Here is a 16,728-nt window from a genome sequence, read left to right as displayed (position 1 = left end):
TCCTTAATTGTTAAAGGAAATTTTTATCAGAAATCCACACAAAAATTACACAAGATTTATCTGTGTGTATCTGTAGAGTTAATTTTTATAAAATAGATGCAGCAAACATATACCTAATTCAGCAACCAAAATCAAATTAGGAGATGCTGATTAATAAAATTGTCAATCTAAGATAATCTGGGTTTTAATGATTAGAACTCGCGTTGATATTTTTCCAAAATATCAACTAAAGTAACCTGGCATTGTAGTGGCAGTAAATCGATTAAAGGAAGTTCACTTCTACCGCCGCCAATTTTTACTGAAATCGATTCCAAGACTTTTAACACTTGGTCTTCATTTACGCTGTTGGAAGTAATTAAAGGATAGAGTCGTTCGGCAACAAGGGTATGCAGTTTGGCATTGGATAGATAAAGATGCCATTTGGCAATGTCTATGTAGACATTTTCGCCAATTTCAGCTGCTAGGGCTTCTAGTAATTCCGTGGTGTTAGTCTTAGCCATAAAAATAACCCTACATTAAGAAAAAGTGCGAAATCTCAGGCTTTTTTACATTATCACTCAATTAAAAGGCTGATTCCACTACCACAGGTTACAATCGCCCTAGCATTAGTAGTCAGTCTTCAGGTGGATTTGGGTGGAGTTTCGGTGTAGTTAGCGATCGCACTAATATAAATCAGATGCGCTAACACTATTCCTGTCCAACTTAAAGTCACCCAAGGCAGCCACTCCCAGGTAGTGCTTTTCAAAATGTGGAAAAACCACAAGCCAGAGTTAATCGTAGCAGCGATCGCTACATGGGTGGCAAAATTCATCCTGTCATCGATCTTACGATAATCAGCGTCTTTGCGATCGGGTTTGCGAGGCCAACGAGGAGGCATAAATATTTGTTACAGATTTAAATACACCCTATTCATTCTAAGGTTTTTGTGGCAATGGTTGCTATTAGACCCTTACAAGCAGTCATAATTGAATTGGAAGTCAAGAGCCACTGGGTTAAATCAGATGACAATCTTTGAGCAAATAGACCCCGATCTCCTCTATCCAGATAGTGACGGCAAACCAATGGCAGACAATACAGAACAATATCGTTGGATTGTCCTGATTAAGGAGAATTTAGAGATTCTGTTTGCTAATAATGACAAGATTTTGATTGCGGGAGATTTACTTTGGTATCCCGTCCGTTCTCGGCTGATTACACCAACTGCACCTGATGTAATGGTTATTTTCGGTAGATCCAAGGGAAAACGTCGTTCCTACCGACAGTGGCAAGAAGATAATATTCCACCGCAAGTAGTTTTTGAGATTCTTTCTTATAGTAATGATACTAAGGAAATGGAGCGTAAGCTAGAGTTTTACGATACTTACGGTGTTGAAGAATACTATTTATATGACCCTGAAAGTTTTCAACTAGATGGCTGGTTGCGGCAAAACAACCATTTGAATAAACTATGGCAAATGGATGATTGGGTTAGTCCCCGCTTAGGAATAAAATTTCAAACTGGCCTTGGAGAGTTAGTAATTTACCGTCCAGATGGACAAAGATTTTTAAATTCCCTAGAACTCAATCAACGTGCTGAACAAGCTGAGTTATTGCTACAACAAGAACGCCAACGGGTTCAACAGTTGGCAGCATATTTGCGTAATCTCGGCATTGATCCTGACAATCTTCCATAACTGGGGAGTGGGGAGACAAGGGGACAAAGAGGACAAGGGGGAATTATTGAACAAGTCTAAGTCTCTTCTGTATGCCCAATGCCCCATGCCCTAAAATAGAAGTAGCTTATTGCTCTGACACCTCATAATCTTCTGATTTTCCGCCACTTTTACTTATTAAACGAATTGATTCAATTTGAATCGACTTCTCTAAGGCTTTTGCCATATCGTATAAAGTCAGCGCAGCTACAGAAACAGCAGTTAAGGCTTCCATCTCTACACCAGTTTCAGCTTTAGTTTTGACTGTGGCTTGAATTTGATAACCAGGTAGTTGGGGATCTGGTGTAATTTCGACCGCTATTTTTTGCAAAGGCAAGGGATGACATAGAGGAATTAAAGCGGCTGTTTGCTTGGCTGCCATAATCCCAGCCAATCTTGCAGTTGCTAACACATCACCTTTTGGGACATTTCCGGCTTGAATAGCAGCAAAGGTTGTTGGCAACATTCGCACATTGGCAGCAGCCACCGCTTGGCGGATGGTGGGTGCTTTACCCGTCACATCTACCATTTGTGCCTGTCCGTGTTGATCTAGATGAGTTAAGCTAGCAAAATTAGATAGGAAATTATCTTGCGTCATTTAGTTGAACGTGTTAATATAGATTGTCGGTGAGGGCGTGTAGCTCAGTGGACTAGAGCACGTGGCTACGGACCACGGTGTCGGGGGTTCGAATCCCTCCTCGCCCGTTTTATCAGGCTAAGAGTCAAAAGTTAGGAGTGAGGAATTAAATTTATTCACTCCTAACTTTTAAGTTTTTCAAGGCATAAGCATCTGGAGCTAGACCTAGTGCAAAGCGCAGGGAGTTGGATAGGTTTTTGCTCGACTGGGTGACGAAGATAAGAAGTGCAACAGAAGTGATCGCAGCACCGTAGCCAAACATATCACGGTAGCCGACTTGTTCTGCGATGATGCCCAAAAGAGGAGCAGCGATCGCAATTCCGAGGTCAAGTCCAGCTATACATAGAGCAAAAATTTGTCCCCGTTCGTCTGGCAGTGAACGGTCTGCCATCATCACGATCATCATCGAGATTAGTGTACCACCACCAGCACCTTCAGCGATCGCAGCCAATAAGAAAACTATCGGGCTGTAAGCCTGCCACAGCAGTATTAACGCTAAAACATAACAAAAAATCCCAAAGGTGATAAACAAACCACGACCAAAGCGATCGCTTGCCTTACCAGCAAATATCCTGATACTAAAACTAGAAATTGCCGCAGCTGTAAAAAACAGTCCGCCATTGAAGTCTACCTGACTGGATTTGAGGAACAACGAGACAAAGGTATGTACAGCACCAATAGACAAACCAACCAGCAACATAACTATAGTTGGAACTTTCACCTGTGGACTGTTCAAAATTTGCCAATAATTGCGATTTTCTGCCTCCGTTTGATCTTGTATCTGCACTGGCGGATTCATGACTTGTACAATTCCCAAGAGAGCGAAAAAACCCAATTCCGCAGATACCAGAAATAATATTCCGTAACCACTTGTAGCTTCTAAATACCCACCCAAGGCAGGGCCAATTGCTAAACCAAGGGGAGTTCCTAGTGTCATGTAACCAATGATTTCACCACGAGTTTCTGCGGGAGCTAAATCTGCGATTAAGGCACTGTAGCCAGTTGTAAAGGCCGCAACGCTAATACCGTGAAAAATTCGCACCAGGATCAACAGCCCAATTGATTGAGTTGCCAAGTAACCAAAGGGTGCGATCGCAGCTACTATCGTACCAATCAACAAGACAATTTTTCGACCACGTTCATCGGCTAACCGTCCCAGCATTGGGCGAGATAGCAATAACCCAATGGCGAAACTGCCCATGACAATCCCAATTTCTTGCTTACTTGCGCCCACATCATCGATGTAAAGCGGTAAGGTTGGTAAGAGCGAAGACAAACTTGACCAGAATAGTAAACCTGCTGTAAATAAAACCAGCAGGTTGCGCCGTAGTTCGGTGTCAAAAGTATTAAGTGCTTTCAAGGTAGATGCAATTGAATGAGTTGTTTGTCATTTGTCATTTGTCCTTCGTCCTTTGTTATTTGACCAATGACTAATGACCAATGACTAATGACTAATCATTATTATTGTTACGTTACTTAATATTTTTTGCTACTACTTCTCGCACGCGATAGATAGGCCGTCCTTGGGATTCATGGTATGTACGCATGAGCAATTCTGCTAAAAGACCGAAGCAAAATAACTGTACCCCAGTTACCAGCAGGAGAACAGCTAAACTTAGCAAGGGGCGATTGCCAATCATCTCACCTAAAGCTAATTTGACGAAAGTCAAGTAAATTCCGATCGCTGTGCCTGAAACCATTGAAATCAAGCCCAACAGCCCAAAAACGTGCATCGGACGGGTGAGGAATTTTTTCATAAACAGGATGGTTAACAAATCCATCAACACCCGGAATGTCCGCCAAATCCCATATTTACTGCGACCAAAACGACGGGCGTGATGACGCACGGGTACTTCAGTAATTCTAGCTCCTTCGATGTACGCCAAAGCGGGTAAAAATCGGTGTAGTTCACCGTAGAGGTTCATATCTGCCAACAGTTCTGCACGATAAGCTTTCAGCGAACAGCCATAATCATGAATATTCACGCTAGTAGTATTACGAATTAGCCAATTGGCAATTTTGGAAGGAAGTAACCGATTTACAGCACCATCTTGGCGTTTTTGCCGCCAACCACTTACCAAATCGTAACCCTCATCCAGCTTTGCCAATAACATAGGGATATCAGCCGGATCATTTTGGAGATCGGCATCTAAAGTAACGATCGCTTTCCCGACTGCATAATAAAATCCAGCAGCCATCGCCGCAGTTTGTCCGTAATTGCGACGCAAAATCACCGCCTTTAAATCAGTGCGATTTTGCGCCTCTTTTTTCAGAAAATCCCCAGAACCATCTGTAGAACCATCATCCACACAGATGATTTCATAATTTACCTGACTAGAAGATAAAGTAGATGCGATCGCTTCTAGTAAAAGCGGCAAACTTTCCACCTCATCATGTATTGGCAGCACCACCGAAACATCTGGGACAATAGCCGAAATCGCCCCATTCTCTTCACTCAACCCTTGATAAACCTTCCCACTCCTCATAAGCCTCAGCGCCCTCAGCGTCTCTGTGGTTCGTAACTCTTAAAAACTCTACCAGCACCTCGCAGCTGCTGATAATACGACAGACTAACAGCATCTCCCTGTTCCGAGAGAATATCAATCCCAATTCCATCCCGTCCCTGATCTTTACCAGAACTATGGATGTAATAACCATCGGCCAAATAAAGTGCGACATGGGTTGCTTTTTGGTTAGTTCCAAAAAATACCAGATCCCCGGCTGCTAGTTCTGCAATCGTAATTGGTTGGGTGAATCCTTCCTGTTGGTAGGCATCTCTAGGTAGCCAAATTCCCACCGAAGCAAACGCCGCCTGCATCAACCCAGAACAGTCATAATTTGGCCCAACCGTACCACCCCAAAGGTAATAATTTGATTGTTGCATCGCTTTTTGGGTAAAGGCGATGACCTCTGCGAGGAGTTTTTTAATTTCAGATTCAGAAAATGTTGCAGCTTGATAAGGTACAGTAGCAGGTTGTAATGAATCAAAATCTGAAAGAGATAACCATCCCGGATAGTCATCTTCACACAAATACACCTCGACCGCTAAATTTTGACGATTTGATGTTACCCACAAATGCCTCCCAGATGCAGATTGAGTTGCTAAACGTGTACATTCAGGAGAATCATATAAATTTAGGTCAGCTAAACACTGATACTCCCCTAATTTTGGATTTTGGACTTCGGATTTTAGATTAAAGGACATTATTAGAGAATGATTTTTTTTAATAAAGACGAACAACTCGAAAATATTGGTAATGGCATTTTAGATGCAACTTGGGCAGCATTTCCGACTTTAGCCCGGAATCAGATTGCCTTAACTTGGGTTGTTTACGATCCACCAGTGCTAGTAAATACTGGTGGGGCGCTGACTCCCAAGGCTTTTTGGGATCATCCAGTCCGTGGTTTTACTTATCGCGGTGTTGAACGGATTTATCCCGCCAGTGTAGTCAAGTTATTTTACCTGGTGGCGGTAAATGAATGGCTAGAAAAAGGCATGAGTCAAACTTCCAAGGAATTGGAACGTGCCTTGCGGGATATGATTGTCGATTCCAGTAACGATGCTACCAGCTTAGTTGTGGATATTTTAAGTGGTACTACATCCGGGCCCGAATTACCAACTGGGCCCTTTGAAACCTGGAAATATCAGCGTAATATCGTTAACCGCTATTATCAATCTTTGGGTTGGGAAGAAATGGAGACGATTAACGTCTGTCAAAAAACCTGGGGTGATGGCCCTTATGGACGAGAACGGGCGTTTGCGGGAGAGTTACTAGAAAATCGCAATATGTTGACCACAAATGCGATCGCTAGATTATTGCATAGTATTGTCGGTGGCGTGGCGGTTTCAAGTGCGCGATCGCAAGCTATGATGGCTTTACTGAAACGTCCTCTCAACGATTTACCCACTGACACCGAGGAAAATCAAGTAACAGGTTTCTTAGGTGGTGGACTTCCTAAAAATGCTCAAATTTGGTCAAAAGCAGGCTGGACAAGCCAAGTTCGCCATGATGCCGCGTATATTGAGTTACCAGAACAGCGCCCTTACCTCTTAGTGGTGTTTACTGAAGGTAAAGCCCAGGCTAAGAGTCAGGCTATTTTGCCCTTTGTTTCTGGGCTAGTTGCCGATGCGATCGCCAATCTTTAGCAATCCTAAATCATTAGTGAATAACAAGATCCCCGACTTCTTGAAGAAGTTGGGGATCTGAGGCTAACGATTTTCACAAATCAAATAGGATTGCTATATTTCAACTTAAATTCGTCAAACTTCACTACTTCTGAATCAGGTTTGCGAGTGTCAAAGCGATAACTACTTATCGTCCCCGCCTCCGTATCAAAAATACTAAAAACCGTAATATTATTACTCGAAATATAAGGCATCGGCTTTCCATCTTCACCCAACAAAGGGGCAATTGTGGGCACTATTGGTTCCAAACCATTGGGATCGCCAACCTTAACATAATCCTCTTGATATCCAATTGGCACTTCTCGCTTTCTGTCACCCCAAGCAGCGCCGTAAGTATTGCCCACATTAGATGTTTCTAGAAAGTGCATTCCACTGGGACTCACAAACCGATTCCACAAATGGGAATGCCCATAGAATACCAATTGCACATTAGCCGCTTCTAATAAAGGTACAACATCGCGGATAATATAATCTGCATCTTTCGGGTATTCGTAACGCACTGTTTTAATATTATCCCCATCCCGTTCAATTATTGGAACAGGTTCTGTATAAGCAGGAACAATATTATCACCCAGAGTATGGGGAGGATGATGGAACATCACAACTTTGTATTTTGCTTGTTTAAATTCAGGGCTGTTGAGTTCTGCTTCTAACCAATTATATTGCTTGCTGCCTTTAGCAATTGGCTCATAAATTAGCTGTCCATAACCCCAATTTTCAGGATTATTTAAATCCTTTTCAGCTTCCTGATATCTACCCTTGCGCTTTTTATCTAAGCTAGGAGTTCGCCACATATTCGTAGCATACAGTACCACTAAACGCACATCCCCAAAACTAACTGCATAATACCTTTTTCCACCCTCTTTACTTTTTGGTAAAGAGAAAATTTCTTCGTAAGTCTTAGTATTAAAAGAATTATCGATTAAAGATTTATCTGGGTAGATTTTTTGAGCAACGACGCGGGGAATTGTATCATCAAATTCATCATTTAAACTTCCCATCCTGGCAAATCGCCCCATCACCTCATGATTACCAATGCAAGTAAACATGGGTGCGTGTTGAATTATTTGTCCACCAGTGTAGGTTGTTTTAACACCATCGTGCGTCATTTCATAAGTAGCACGACCTTGTAAACCGGGAAACAATGCACCACCACTATTATCATCAAACCATTCTGAGGCGCGATCGCTAACATTCACTAAATCACCAGCAAACCACACCCCATCAACTCGTCCAACTGTTTCTACCACTTTTTGCAGATTTGCTGCTGTCATCGGCTTTAATTGATGATCTGAGGTAAGTAAAATTTTTAGTGGTGTATCTGGTTTGGGAGTAGCTGCAAGGGTAAAAACATTACTGTTAATACTCTCACCGTCTTCTCGCACACTCATAACCCGATAGTTTAACCGCACACCAGGAGTTAACCCACCTACCTCAGCCTCATGTCGCCAAATCTCACGCTGAACTGGTTTTTGATAAACTTCACCATCTTTGGTTTGGTATCCAACTCTTGATTGCTGGTCTTCACGAGTGCGACTGAGTTTAGTAGTATTTGCCTTAGCAGTTTGTTTAAGATTTTCACCATAAGTTACTGTGTGGTTAACACCAGCAAACTCAGTAAACCAAACTACTTGCACTGAGGTTTCAGTTGGTAGTTGTAAAAATGGATCGGTGAGCAGTTGGGGTGCTGATGTCATAATTGTTTGCCCAAATGAACGCACGCTTACCAGAGTAAGGCATATCACAAGTGCAAGCATAGCCACTAAGGAAATTTTACGGCTGTATAAGCGTCTGAGCATGAAGTAACATCCCAAATTTTTGGCGACTGAACGAAAGCTTCGTTCATTTTGATAAAAAGCCGTGGAGAAATTGAAGTCATTAGTACCAATGACCAATGACTAATGACTATTAACTAAACGGTTTCCAACCTGCTAACAAATTCGGGTAAGCTACAGGTGTGGGGAAAATATTCAAGAAGCCAGTTTGACGCTCTTGTGGCTTTTCTTTGCCCATATTCCAGAGGGATTCATAGAAAAAGAAGGAGACTCCAGCAAAATTGCGATCGCGGATTTTTTGCACTTGTGTCTGAATCTGTTGCATCGGCACAGAGCGGTTTTTTAACCCAGCCAAAATGCCCACACTCACTGGAATATGGCTCTTTGCCGCTTTCACTTCTGGATATTCTAATTCATTAACAAAAACATTCAAATCATCACGATATATCTGCAAAACTAAGTCTTCAATAATTCCTAGGCGTTCCCACTTTTGCCAGTCCGCTAAAAAGAACTCGTAGGAAAAACGTTGAGGATTGGGTGCAATGGAAACTAGGCAATCTTTTTTAGTAGCTTTAATGGTTTTGAATACCCGTTTCATAAACTCGGTAATTTTGTTAGCTCTCCAACGCACCCATTCTGGATCTCTAAAATTTTTGGACGGAGCTTTACCACGATGTTCTTTTTTGTAAAGCGCCACTGTGTAAGCATCGTAACCTAATTCTGATGGTAAGCCAAAATGGTCATCAAATTGAATACCGTCAATATTGTAGTTTCTGACAATTTCAACGATTAAATCTTGGATAAATTGTTGTACTTCTGGGCGAAAGGGATTTAGCCAAACACGGTTATGCGTGCCTTCTTTGACAATCCGAGTTCCATCGCTGCGGCTAGTAAGCCATTGGGGACGATTTTTAGCTAAGAGAGAGTCGGCTGGTGCCATGAAGCCAAATTCAAACCAGGGAATCACTGTTAGCCCTTTTTGATGTCCCACATCGACAATTTCTTTGAGGATATCTCGCCCTTGCAATCCGGGTGTGGGATCGAGCGATCGCCCAATTACTTTTTGGGCAACTTTGCTGGGATACAATGTATATCCCCAATTCCAAACCGCCGGATATATGGTGTTAAAATTGAGTTCATCTAGACGTTGCAAAGATCCCTTCAGGCGATCGCGCTCAAATAACACATCACTATCAATATTTGTTAACCATACCCCCCTTAACTCAGATGCTAGTTTTGGCGGTAGATTAATTTGAGCGTTCAATGGGAACGATAGCATCACCGTAGCTACCACGCTTAAGGTAACGATAACGGCAAATAACCCCGACTTTCTACTTTGGCGAATATTCCACCAAGAAGGATCAACACACCACTTGATAAACCTTTTCATCATTTGCTAGAGATATCATCAAATTATAAACAATCAGCAAAAATAGCGATCGTTTAGATTATAAGCTGTAAAACAATCGGTATAGGTTATATCAAGTTTAGGTAATTACTTGTAATTTGAAGTCAAGCTAAGTTTTGCGGACAATAGCCCAATCCACGGATAAAACTTTGTCGGAATATTTCAATCTCATTGGGTCGCGGTCTCCCATGAGAAACTACTGCTACCTTATAGCGTTCCATAACATTAATTGCTGATTCTCCAGCTTCCAAACTGCTCAGAACATTACTAATGAATTCGGGTGGTGAGTAAACAATTCCCACTTCGCTCAAGAAAGCTTTAATATCTTTATGCTTTTGTTTCGGTACAAAAGATTTTATTTTGACGTTGATTATCCAACCATGAAATTGATTAATTACAGTAATAAATTCAAGAGACGAGTCATTCCTACTAAAATATTCAACAACCCGCAGTGTCAGACTAGCATTGGCCAGATAGTATAGGTATTGCATAATTTCTAGAGCAGAATTGAGACTTTCAAACAATAATCTCTAAATCTAAAGATTTAATGAGGATTCTAAGCTTGACTTTATCCATTTTTTAGCAACTCTAACGCTGACGCTGAAACCTTTGCAAGACGGTAGTTTTACTTTTTTTCGCTTCATTGATAATCTGTGATGTGGAAAAAGTATTTGCCAAAAAGCTAGGGTTTTTATGGATAAATAAAACCGAGTTCTTAATTTTGGATAATATATTAAAATTACATAATAGTTTGACTATGAAAATAGTGTGCGCTGCGATCGCAAAGATGTGATAAGCATCTTCTTTTGATACGACTTATGAAAATTTTGTTGGTAGAGGATGACGTATTACTGAGTACAGCACTCTTCGAGTTGTTGAGTGCAAATCGTTATGCTATCGATATTGCAAGCAATGGCCAAGCTGGATTAGAACTAGCGCTATCGACTGAATATGAGTTGATTTTGCTGGACTGGCTAATTCCTAAGCTAGATGGGATTACCTTATGTCGGCAACTGCGAAGGCAAGGCTACCATAAATCTATTCTGTTGTTAACAGGGAAAAATTCTAATGCAGATATTGTGGCTGGGTTAGATGCCGGAGCAGATGATTATGTCATTAAGCCATTCGACCCAGAAGCATTACTAGCAAGAATTCGCTCTTTATTACGACGAAATGGGGCGATCTCATCATCCACGTTAACCTGGGGAAATCTCTGTTTAGATCAAAGTGCCGGGAGAGTAACTTATAATGAGCAGGAAATTTCTTTCACAGCCACAGAATACAAACTTCTAGAATTGTTTTTGCAAAACCCAGATCGGATCTTTAGTCGGGCAGTGATTCTAGATCGGCTTTGGGGATTTGATGATGCACCGACTGAAAATGCAGTTTCGACTCATATTAAAGACTTACGAAAGAAACTCAAACCAGTAGGTATAGCAGAAGAATTTATAGAAACAGTATATGGTATGGGCTATCGCCTCAAGCCTGCACCTAATCGCTCCATTTCTGTTGGAGAAACGAATCAAGATGCAAACAAAAAACCCAGCCCCAAAGATATGACTTCTGTAAATCGGGTGCTGGAGCGATTCCGTAATTCCTTTGCCGGACAGGTTGCAGTCCTGGAGCAGGCAAAAACTGCACTCTTGGCAGGGAATTTAAATGAAGATTTACAGCAGCAGGCATTGCGGGAAGCCCATAAGCTAGCAGGCTCTATGGGGTCGTTCGGTTATCCAGAGGGTTCCCGGCTGGCACGGAAAATAGAGCATCTGCTGCTTGAAGATTCCTCGCTATCTCCAGATAAAATCTCTGATTTCTCGCAACTGGTAACAGCATTACAGCAAGAATTAACCAAGCCTGCTGTTACTGATACCGCTCAAAGCTTCCTGATCAAGCAAACTTATCGTCTGTTAGTCATCGATGATGATACGACGCTGACAGAGAAGTTGCAAGCAGAAGCCAACTCATGGGGTATCAGGATGAAGGTTGCACCCAACTTAGCAACCGCCCGATCGCTTTTTTCCTTAAAAACTCCTGACGCAGTTTTACTCGATTTGAGTTTTCCCACAACAGAGGAAGACGGATTAATATTATTGAGCGAGATCGTAGAGCGATCGCCAAATATCCCAGTAATTGTTTTTACTGGACGAGATACCTTGGCAGATCGACTGAGAGTGTCGCGTTTAGGAGCTAGACAATTTTTGCATAAACCGGCGACAACCGAGGAGATTTTTCAGGCGATCGCTCGTGTCTTACCTCAACCTCAAACTTCCGAAGCCAAAGTTTTAATCGTAGACGATGACCCTGTAATCCTAGCTGGATTATCGGCGTTACTAACTCCTTGGGGGCTAGAAGTAATAACTCTCTCACAATCACAGCAATTTTGGAAGGTGTTGATTGCAACATCTCCAGATTTGGTAGTGCTAGATTTAGAAATGCCGATAGTTAATGGATTAGAGTTGTGCCAAGTCGTGCGACAGGATGCCCAGTGGGGAGATTTACCTATTTTAGTAGTTACGGCACATACCGAAGCAGAATTTCTTCAGCAAGCCTTTGCTGCTGGAGCCGATGATTTTATTAGTAAACCAGTGTTAGGGCCAGAACTTGTAACACGGGTATTAAGCCGGATTCAAAGAATGCGTTGGCGCTCTAAGAAAATTTTTCATTAGTCAACTATCTTTGTTGATTGTAAAAGCTTATAGCGAACTACAAGGTTTCCAGTGAGTATATCTTTTAACAGTTATGACATGATTATTTGAGTAAAAATATAACCTCTTGAAGGAGAAGCGAACTATATATAAACATACTAGGATTGTTTATCAAAGTATCAGCAGCTTTTTGATTAATAATTAAATAACCAGTTCTAGCAGCACTAAATTCTTTGCCTAGAATACATCCTTGCTTAATTAAATTCTGAGCTACAACTAATGATATATCTTGTTTTATCTCAATATATATTGAAATCTATATGCTGTAATGCCCAGTAAAAAGTTTCCGAATCGCTTTCAGACAAATAATTTATTGCTGTCAAAAAAATATCTTTCAAAAAAACTGTCTCTATCAATTCTTTAGCTCTTTGCTTAAAAACAGCGCGATCGCGAATATTCATACACTATCCTAGAAGCAATGCTGGGACAGCAGGGTTTAGAACTTTGGCAGCAATATCAACCCGATGTTGTGTTGCTTGATTATCGACTGCCTGACCTGGACGGACTGGAATTCCTGGCTCGATTACAACCTTTGACCCAACAGCCCTGCCTACCTGTGATTTTTGTCACAGGGCAGGGTAACGACATAATCGCAGTTCAGGCGATGAAAGCGGGGGCACAAGATTATCTTGTCAAACAGCAAATTACCCCAGAAGGGCTACAAAGAGCAGTCAATGTGGCGATTGAAACAGTGCAGCTACGTAGCCAATTGCAACAGCAATTTGAAGAACAGCGCTTAGTGATGGAGATGAGCCAGCGCATCCGGCGATCGCTCAATTTACAAGATATCTTGCAAACTACTGTTGATGAAGTCCGGCAATTTTTTTGTCCTGTACAGAGAATTAGGTTATCCATCGTCAATAGTCATTTGTGTTTACAATGCACAAATGACTAAAAATCTTAAAACTCTCCTGCCCCCTGCGGTCTTAATGATAAGTCTTTTACCGCACATGAGATTATTGGGCGCTGGCTGCGAGTTGATTCCAGGCTTTGATTGCTGCTTGTAAATCTTTTGGCAGGTTATTTAGAGAAATATCATTGTAGCGAACCGTACCCTCAAGGCTGGTAAGAGTAAAGGTGATAAAGTCAGCAGCACCACTGGGCGCTGGGTAACTCAGATTCTGGAATTTCCTGAATTTAGAACGTTCCAAATATCTCTGAAATTGTTGCACCTGTTGGACAGAAACGCTGCGAACACTACGTTCCGAATCATTGGCATCACCAATCCGCACGCGAATCAATCGCCCATCTTTGAGTAAGACAGTCTGGTAGGTTCTGCCAGCAAAACCACCACTGGAAATTTGCCGAAATACTATATCTCGATCTAACGGTGGTGGCAACTCGCTGGCTGGAATTTGCACAGGGGCCAGTGTACCTTCGTTAGCCTTTTGATTAAGTCTGACTGTGGAACCTGTTTGATTAGTATGATAAACCAAGGTTTGGTCAACCGCACCAACAACTACTCGCCAACCTGATACCAAAGCTTGGGTACAGAATTCATCAGCATTAGCTAATTCTAAACAGCTATCTCTCCAAGTTTGCGATTGAGCTTGAATGATGGTTAGCTGAGAAATTGGCTGTTGCAAACGTCTGGATGCAGCTTGCAAAACAGCATTTTTTACAGACGCAGGTAATTGACCTGGCAGATTGTTAGAAGGAGTATTTGCCGAAGCTAAACGTAGCGATCGCCCGTTGTTATTGGTATGATAAACCCAATTTTGTTTGCCATTAGACACCACAATCCGCCAACCAGGAACTAACGCTTGGGTGCAGATTTCATCAGATTGGGGCAGTTCCAAGCAACCATTGCGCCAAGTCTGTTGACTATAATCAATAATTTGCAGTTGGCTAGTAAAAATTCCCTGTTTGCGGGCTAAATCTCGCAGTACCGCCTTAGCTACTGGACGTGGCAAGCGATTTGGCTTAATATTATCTTTAAGGACTTCATTGTTTGTTTCTAACGAGAAGTTAGCAGAAGCCCCCGTCGCATCTTTGATCAGCGTTAAACTGCTAGTTACAGACAAAATTCCAGTCAAAATCAAAGCAGTAAAAATTCGTGCTTGATTGGTGTTAAGGTATTTTTTCAGCATGGTTTTTATCGTAATATAGCGATGTTACTTAATAGTTATAGAACTGGGAAATAGTATCCAACCACGTGTAGGCAATAAAATATATAATTCCAGTACTTCAGGAGTTGGAATTAATTTAGTATATTTGTCCTGAAACAGATATAAATACAGACGCTGATGTACTGATTGTTTGTTCCTTATACAAATTCTGGGTGAAAATTGCACTCAATCAAAACGCCCCATATCCCAATAAGCTTGGGTTAAGCGCTATTTGTACAAAATCGTGGGTTTTGAGACGCGATAAATCGCCGTCTCTACAAGTGTTTTGGTCTTTCTTATCTGAACTGTATGGCCCTATATCCTACCGCAATCTAGGAATAACTCAGAAGCTTAGGTTGCATTAGATTAAAACTTTGTTATGGATTCTCCTTCACGCCCCTATCTAGTAAAATGGTTTATTTCGTTCCGATGCAGAGGATGAGAACGAGTAAAAGCTGATGAAGCTAGGTTTTTAGGATTTATACCAATTTAATGTAAAGTTGCACATATCTTGATCCTCCTAAATCCTCCAATAAATCGGGGGACTTTGATAGATGTTTTTCCGGTTCCCCCATTATTAAGCAGGGTTAGGGTGGATCGAATTTTATGCAGCTTCATAAAAAATTGGTATTAAACCTCGTCTATCTTGAGAACCGTAGTTTTATAGGTTGGGTGCAGCGATCGCATAGACCAATATAAAAGTAATTTTAGAAAAAATTGAACAGAACCGTAGCTTAGATTTTGCTTGGCTCAACTTAGCATCTACAATATTTTGAGTAATCTTAGCCAAAACTAGGCGCTGATAGCTTGTTGTTCAGATTCAACTAACTGATTGTGAGATACATCAAATCTAATAGTACTTGCTGCCCAGTCTTTGAAATCTGGTGCTAACCAGACTAGCTTACGTAGAATTTCATCATTAACCCACAATATCAAGGGAAACCGAAACTGTTTCCGAAACTCATTTCGCATCATGTTAGTACTGATGATTAGTTGGTTAATTTCCACTACGGATTCTAAACCCCGCACCATCAAAGCTTCGGGTTGAGTAGCACCAATTGCACTTGTAATAGCTGTATACAATGTCTCAGTCGTAGGTGATAGCGAGATTTCGTGGATATCTGTTGATGAAAATTCTGTTAACAGATTCAGCACTTGCTGCTGTCTTTCAACACTGTTACAACAAGCTAATATCAGTGCGAACTCCCCATCAGAAACCATCATCGCCCTTGCAAGCCTCTTAGTGGATGCTGTGCTGCTAACTGTGTCGTTTTCTAAATTACTTAAGCTGATCATTCAAAAATCCTGCTTTTAATTTTAAAAATATCTGAGCAATATTCAGTTATTCTACCCTATGTATTTTTATGCAAAAGTGTTAGGCGGGTAATTTATGATAATTTTTTCTCTTAAATTAACTCTAATACCACGGATTGCCTAACAAAAGAGGATATTCTGTATGCTCCATACTTACAATCAAGGGATAATGTAAAGCTAGTATTAAAATCACGTAAACAAAAGATAACGCAAGTAAAAGGAAGCTGGAAAAAAATTAACAATTTAATTACACTATATTTTTATAGATTTTGGCATCTACCATTAGTTAAGTAATTATTTTTCTGTATTAAGTTAAAAAAGTATTCAGTATATTAGTTTAACAACAAATATTAGAAACAAGGAAAAAACTTAATTCATCTTTTTGATAAAAATGTAGCTCGAAGATTTCTCTTTATTCAGAAGACACGGAATTTTTACCTTTATTAAAATTTAGTGAAGAACACCTGAAGTATAACAATTTATGAATTCAGGCAAATCTGAAGGGGAAATCCAACACGCTGAGTTATATTACGCCTCATCAACAACAGGCGATGTCTAGGACGAGCTACGCTAAGGTAGAGCCTTGAGATGAATAAGACTGAGAATCTTCTACCCACCAAATAAACGCCCTCAAAAACCCTTCTTCTCATTTCTATAAATCTCTAAGTTTTTACGAAAAAGAGTGCTACTAGGGTTAAGGCGAACAGCTATTTCCAGTTCGGCGATCGCTTCTCCAAACTTCCCTTGACCTTTTAGCGCAATCCCCAGATTACAGTGAGCCATTACATAGTTAGGGTCAATTTGCAAAGCTCTTTGGTAGGCGGCGATCGCTTCTGACCACTTCCCTTGGTTCAATATCATGAAATTACTGTACATGATGCGATCGCTATTCACCAATTCTCAA

General features: G+C 41.1%; 17 protein-coding genes and 1 tRNA gene. 5 read left to right on the top strand and 13 right to left on the bottom strand.

The features are described from left to right. Positions 1–191: 191 nt before the first annotated feature. Both V7K69_RS22960 and V7K69_RS22955 read right to left on the bottom strand, forming a co-directional pair. Positions 192–500 (bottom strand): DUF3181 family protein, encoded by a 309-nt coding sequence (locus tag V7K69_RS22960; RefSeq protein ID WP_335038575.1) that lies wholly within the window; start codon positions 498–500, stop codon positions 192–194. A 119-nt stretch (positions 501–619) separates the two neighbouring features. Beyond that, a complete protein-coding gene (locus V7K69_RS22955; protein WP_335038572.1) occupies positions 620–877 on the bottom strand; it encodes a 2TM domain-containing protein in 258 nt (85 codons plus the stop codon). A gap of 124 nt (positions 878–1,001) precedes the next feature. Between V7K69_RS22955 and V7K69_RS22950 the strand changes: the two genes are divergently transcribed. Then, positions 1,002–1,673, top strand: coding sequence for a Uma2 family endonuclease (locus tag V7K69_RS22950; protein WP_335038752.1), 672 nt, complete (start codon positions 1,002–1,004; stop codon positions 1,671–1,673). 106 nt (positions 1,674–1,779) lie between these two features. Here V7K69_RS22950 and moaC read toward each other — a convergent pair whose 3' ends face one another. Then, the gene (gene moaC / locus V7K69_RS22945) at positions 1,780–2,289 is read right to left on the bottom strand and encodes a cyclic pyranopterin monophosphate synthase MoaC (RefSeq protein ID WP_335038570.1); all 510 of its coding nucleotides are present in this window, start codon (positions 2,287–2,289) and stop codon (positions 1,780–1,782) included. A 33-nt stretch (positions 2,290–2,322) separates the two neighbouring features. Between moaC and V7K69_RS22940 the strand changes: the two genes are divergently transcribed. Continuing rightward, positions 2,323–2,396: transfer RNA gene (locus tag V7K69_RS22940), tRNA-Arg, on the top strand. A gap of 44 nt (positions 2,397–2,440) precedes the next feature. Here the strand turns inward: V7K69_RS22940 and V7K69_RS22935 are convergent. The 3 genes from V7K69_RS22935 to V7K69_RS22925 form a co-directional block, all read right to left on the bottom strand. After that, positions 2,441–3,688: an MFS transporter gene (locus V7K69_RS22935; RefSeq protein WP_335038568.1), complete on the bottom strand. Its 1,248-nt coding sequence runs from the start codon at positions 3,686–3,688 to the stop codon at positions 2,441–2,443. A 112-nt stretch (positions 3,689–3,800) separates the two neighbouring features. Beyond that, on the bottom strand, positions 3,801–4,814 hold the full coding sequence (locus V7K69_RS22930; protein WP_335038565.1) for a glycosyltransferase family 2 protein: 1,014 nt from the start codon (positions 4,812–4,814) through the stop codon (positions 3,801–3,803). A gap of 14 nt (positions 4,815–4,828) precedes the next feature. After that, positions 4,829–5,533 (bottom strand): C40 family peptidase, encoded by a 705-nt coding sequence (locus tag V7K69_RS22925; RefSeq protein WP_335038563.1) that lies wholly within the window; start codon positions 5,531–5,533, stop codon positions 4,829–4,831. A 9-nt stretch (positions 5,534–5,542) separates the two neighbouring features. Between V7K69_RS22925 and V7K69_RS22920 the strand changes: the two genes are divergently transcribed. Further along, a complete protein-coding gene (locus V7K69_RS22920; RefSeq protein ID WP_335038561.1) occupies positions 5,543–6,475 on the top strand; it encodes a serine hydrolase in 933 nt (310 codons plus the stop codon). Positions 6,476–6,555: 80 nt separating this feature from the next. Here the strand turns inward: V7K69_RS22920 and V7K69_RS22915 are convergent, their stop codons facing one another. The 3 genes from V7K69_RS22915 to V7K69_RS22905 form a co-directional block, all read right to left on the bottom strand. After that, positions 6,556–8,211 (bottom strand): metallophosphoesterase family protein, encoded by a 1,656-nt coding sequence (locus V7K69_RS22915; RefSeq protein WP_335038559.1) that lies wholly within the window; start codon positions 8,209–8,211, stop codon positions 6,556–6,558. A gap of 211 nt (positions 8,212–8,422) precedes the next feature. Continuing rightward, the gene (locus V7K69_RS22910) at positions 8,423–9,679 is read right to left on the bottom strand and encodes a glycoside hydrolase family 10 protein (RefSeq protein ID WP_335038750.1); all 1,257 of its coding nucleotides are present in this window, start codon (positions 9,677–9,679) and stop codon (positions 8,423–8,425) included. 122 nt (positions 9,680–9,801) lie between these two features. Beyond that, complete coding sequence (locus V7K69_RS22905; RefSeq protein WP_335038557.1) at positions 9,802–10,188, bottom strand: hypothetical protein; 387 nt, start codon at positions 10,186–10,188, stop codon at positions 9,802–9,804. 327 nt (positions 10,189–10,515) lie between these two features. Here V7K69_RS22905 and V7K69_RS22900 point away from each other — a divergent pair, with 327 nt between their 5' ends. Further along, positions 10,516–12,363: a response regulator gene (locus V7K69_RS22900; RefSeq protein ID WP_335038555.1), complete on the top strand. Its 1,848-nt coding sequence runs from the start codon at positions 10,516–10,518 to the stop codon at positions 12,361–12,363. Positions 12,364–12,641: 278 nt separating this feature from the next. Here the strand turns inward: V7K69_RS22900 and V7K69_RS22895 are convergent, their stop codons facing one another. Beyond that, on the bottom strand, positions 12,642–12,803 hold the full coding sequence (locus V7K69_RS22895) for a hypothetical protein (RefSeq protein WP_335038553.1): 162 nt from the start codon (positions 12,801–12,803) through the stop codon (positions 12,642–12,644). A 17-nt stretch (positions 12,804–12,820) separates the two neighbouring features. On the opposite strand from V7K69_RS22895, the gene V7K69_RS22890 reads away from it, so the two are divergent. After that, entirely contained in the window at positions 12,821–13,297 is a 477-nt protein-coding gene (locus tag V7K69_RS22890; RefSeq protein ID WP_335038550.1) for a response regulator, read from the top strand. A gap of 61 nt (positions 13,298–13,358) precedes the next feature. On the opposite strand, the gene V7K69_RS22885 is transcribed toward V7K69_RS22890, so the two are convergent. The 3 genes from V7K69_RS22885 to V7K69_RS22875 all read right to left on the bottom strand — a co-directional run bounded on the left by V7K69_RS22885 (position 13,359) and on the right by V7K69_RS22875 (position 16,718). Continuing rightward, positions 13,359–14,501, bottom strand: a complete 1,143-nt coding sequence (locus V7K69_RS22885) for a hypothetical protein (protein WP_335038748.1) — start codon at positions 14,499–14,501, stop codon at positions 13,359–13,361. Positions 14,502–15,302: 801 nt separating this feature from the next. Continuing rightward, positions 15,303–15,806, bottom strand: a complete 504-nt coding sequence (locus tag V7K69_RS22880) for a hypothetical protein (protein WP_335038547.1) — start codon at positions 15,804–15,806, stop codon at positions 15,303–15,305. 648 nt (positions 15,807–16,454) lie between these two features. After that, on the bottom strand, positions 16,455–16,718 hold the full coding sequence (locus V7K69_RS22875) for a tetratricopeptide repeat protein (protein WP_335038545.1): 264 nt from the start codon (positions 16,716–16,718) through the stop codon (positions 16,455–16,457). Positions 16,719–16,728: the final 10 nt, after the last annotated feature.

Source organism: Nostoc sp., from assembly GCF_036917775.1.
GTDB lineage: Bacteria > Cyanobacteriota > Cyanobacteriia > Cyanobacteriales > Nostocaceae > Nostoc.
Note: the sequence above shows the minus strand (reverse complement) of the source record. Positions and strands in the feature narration are given on the sequence as shown.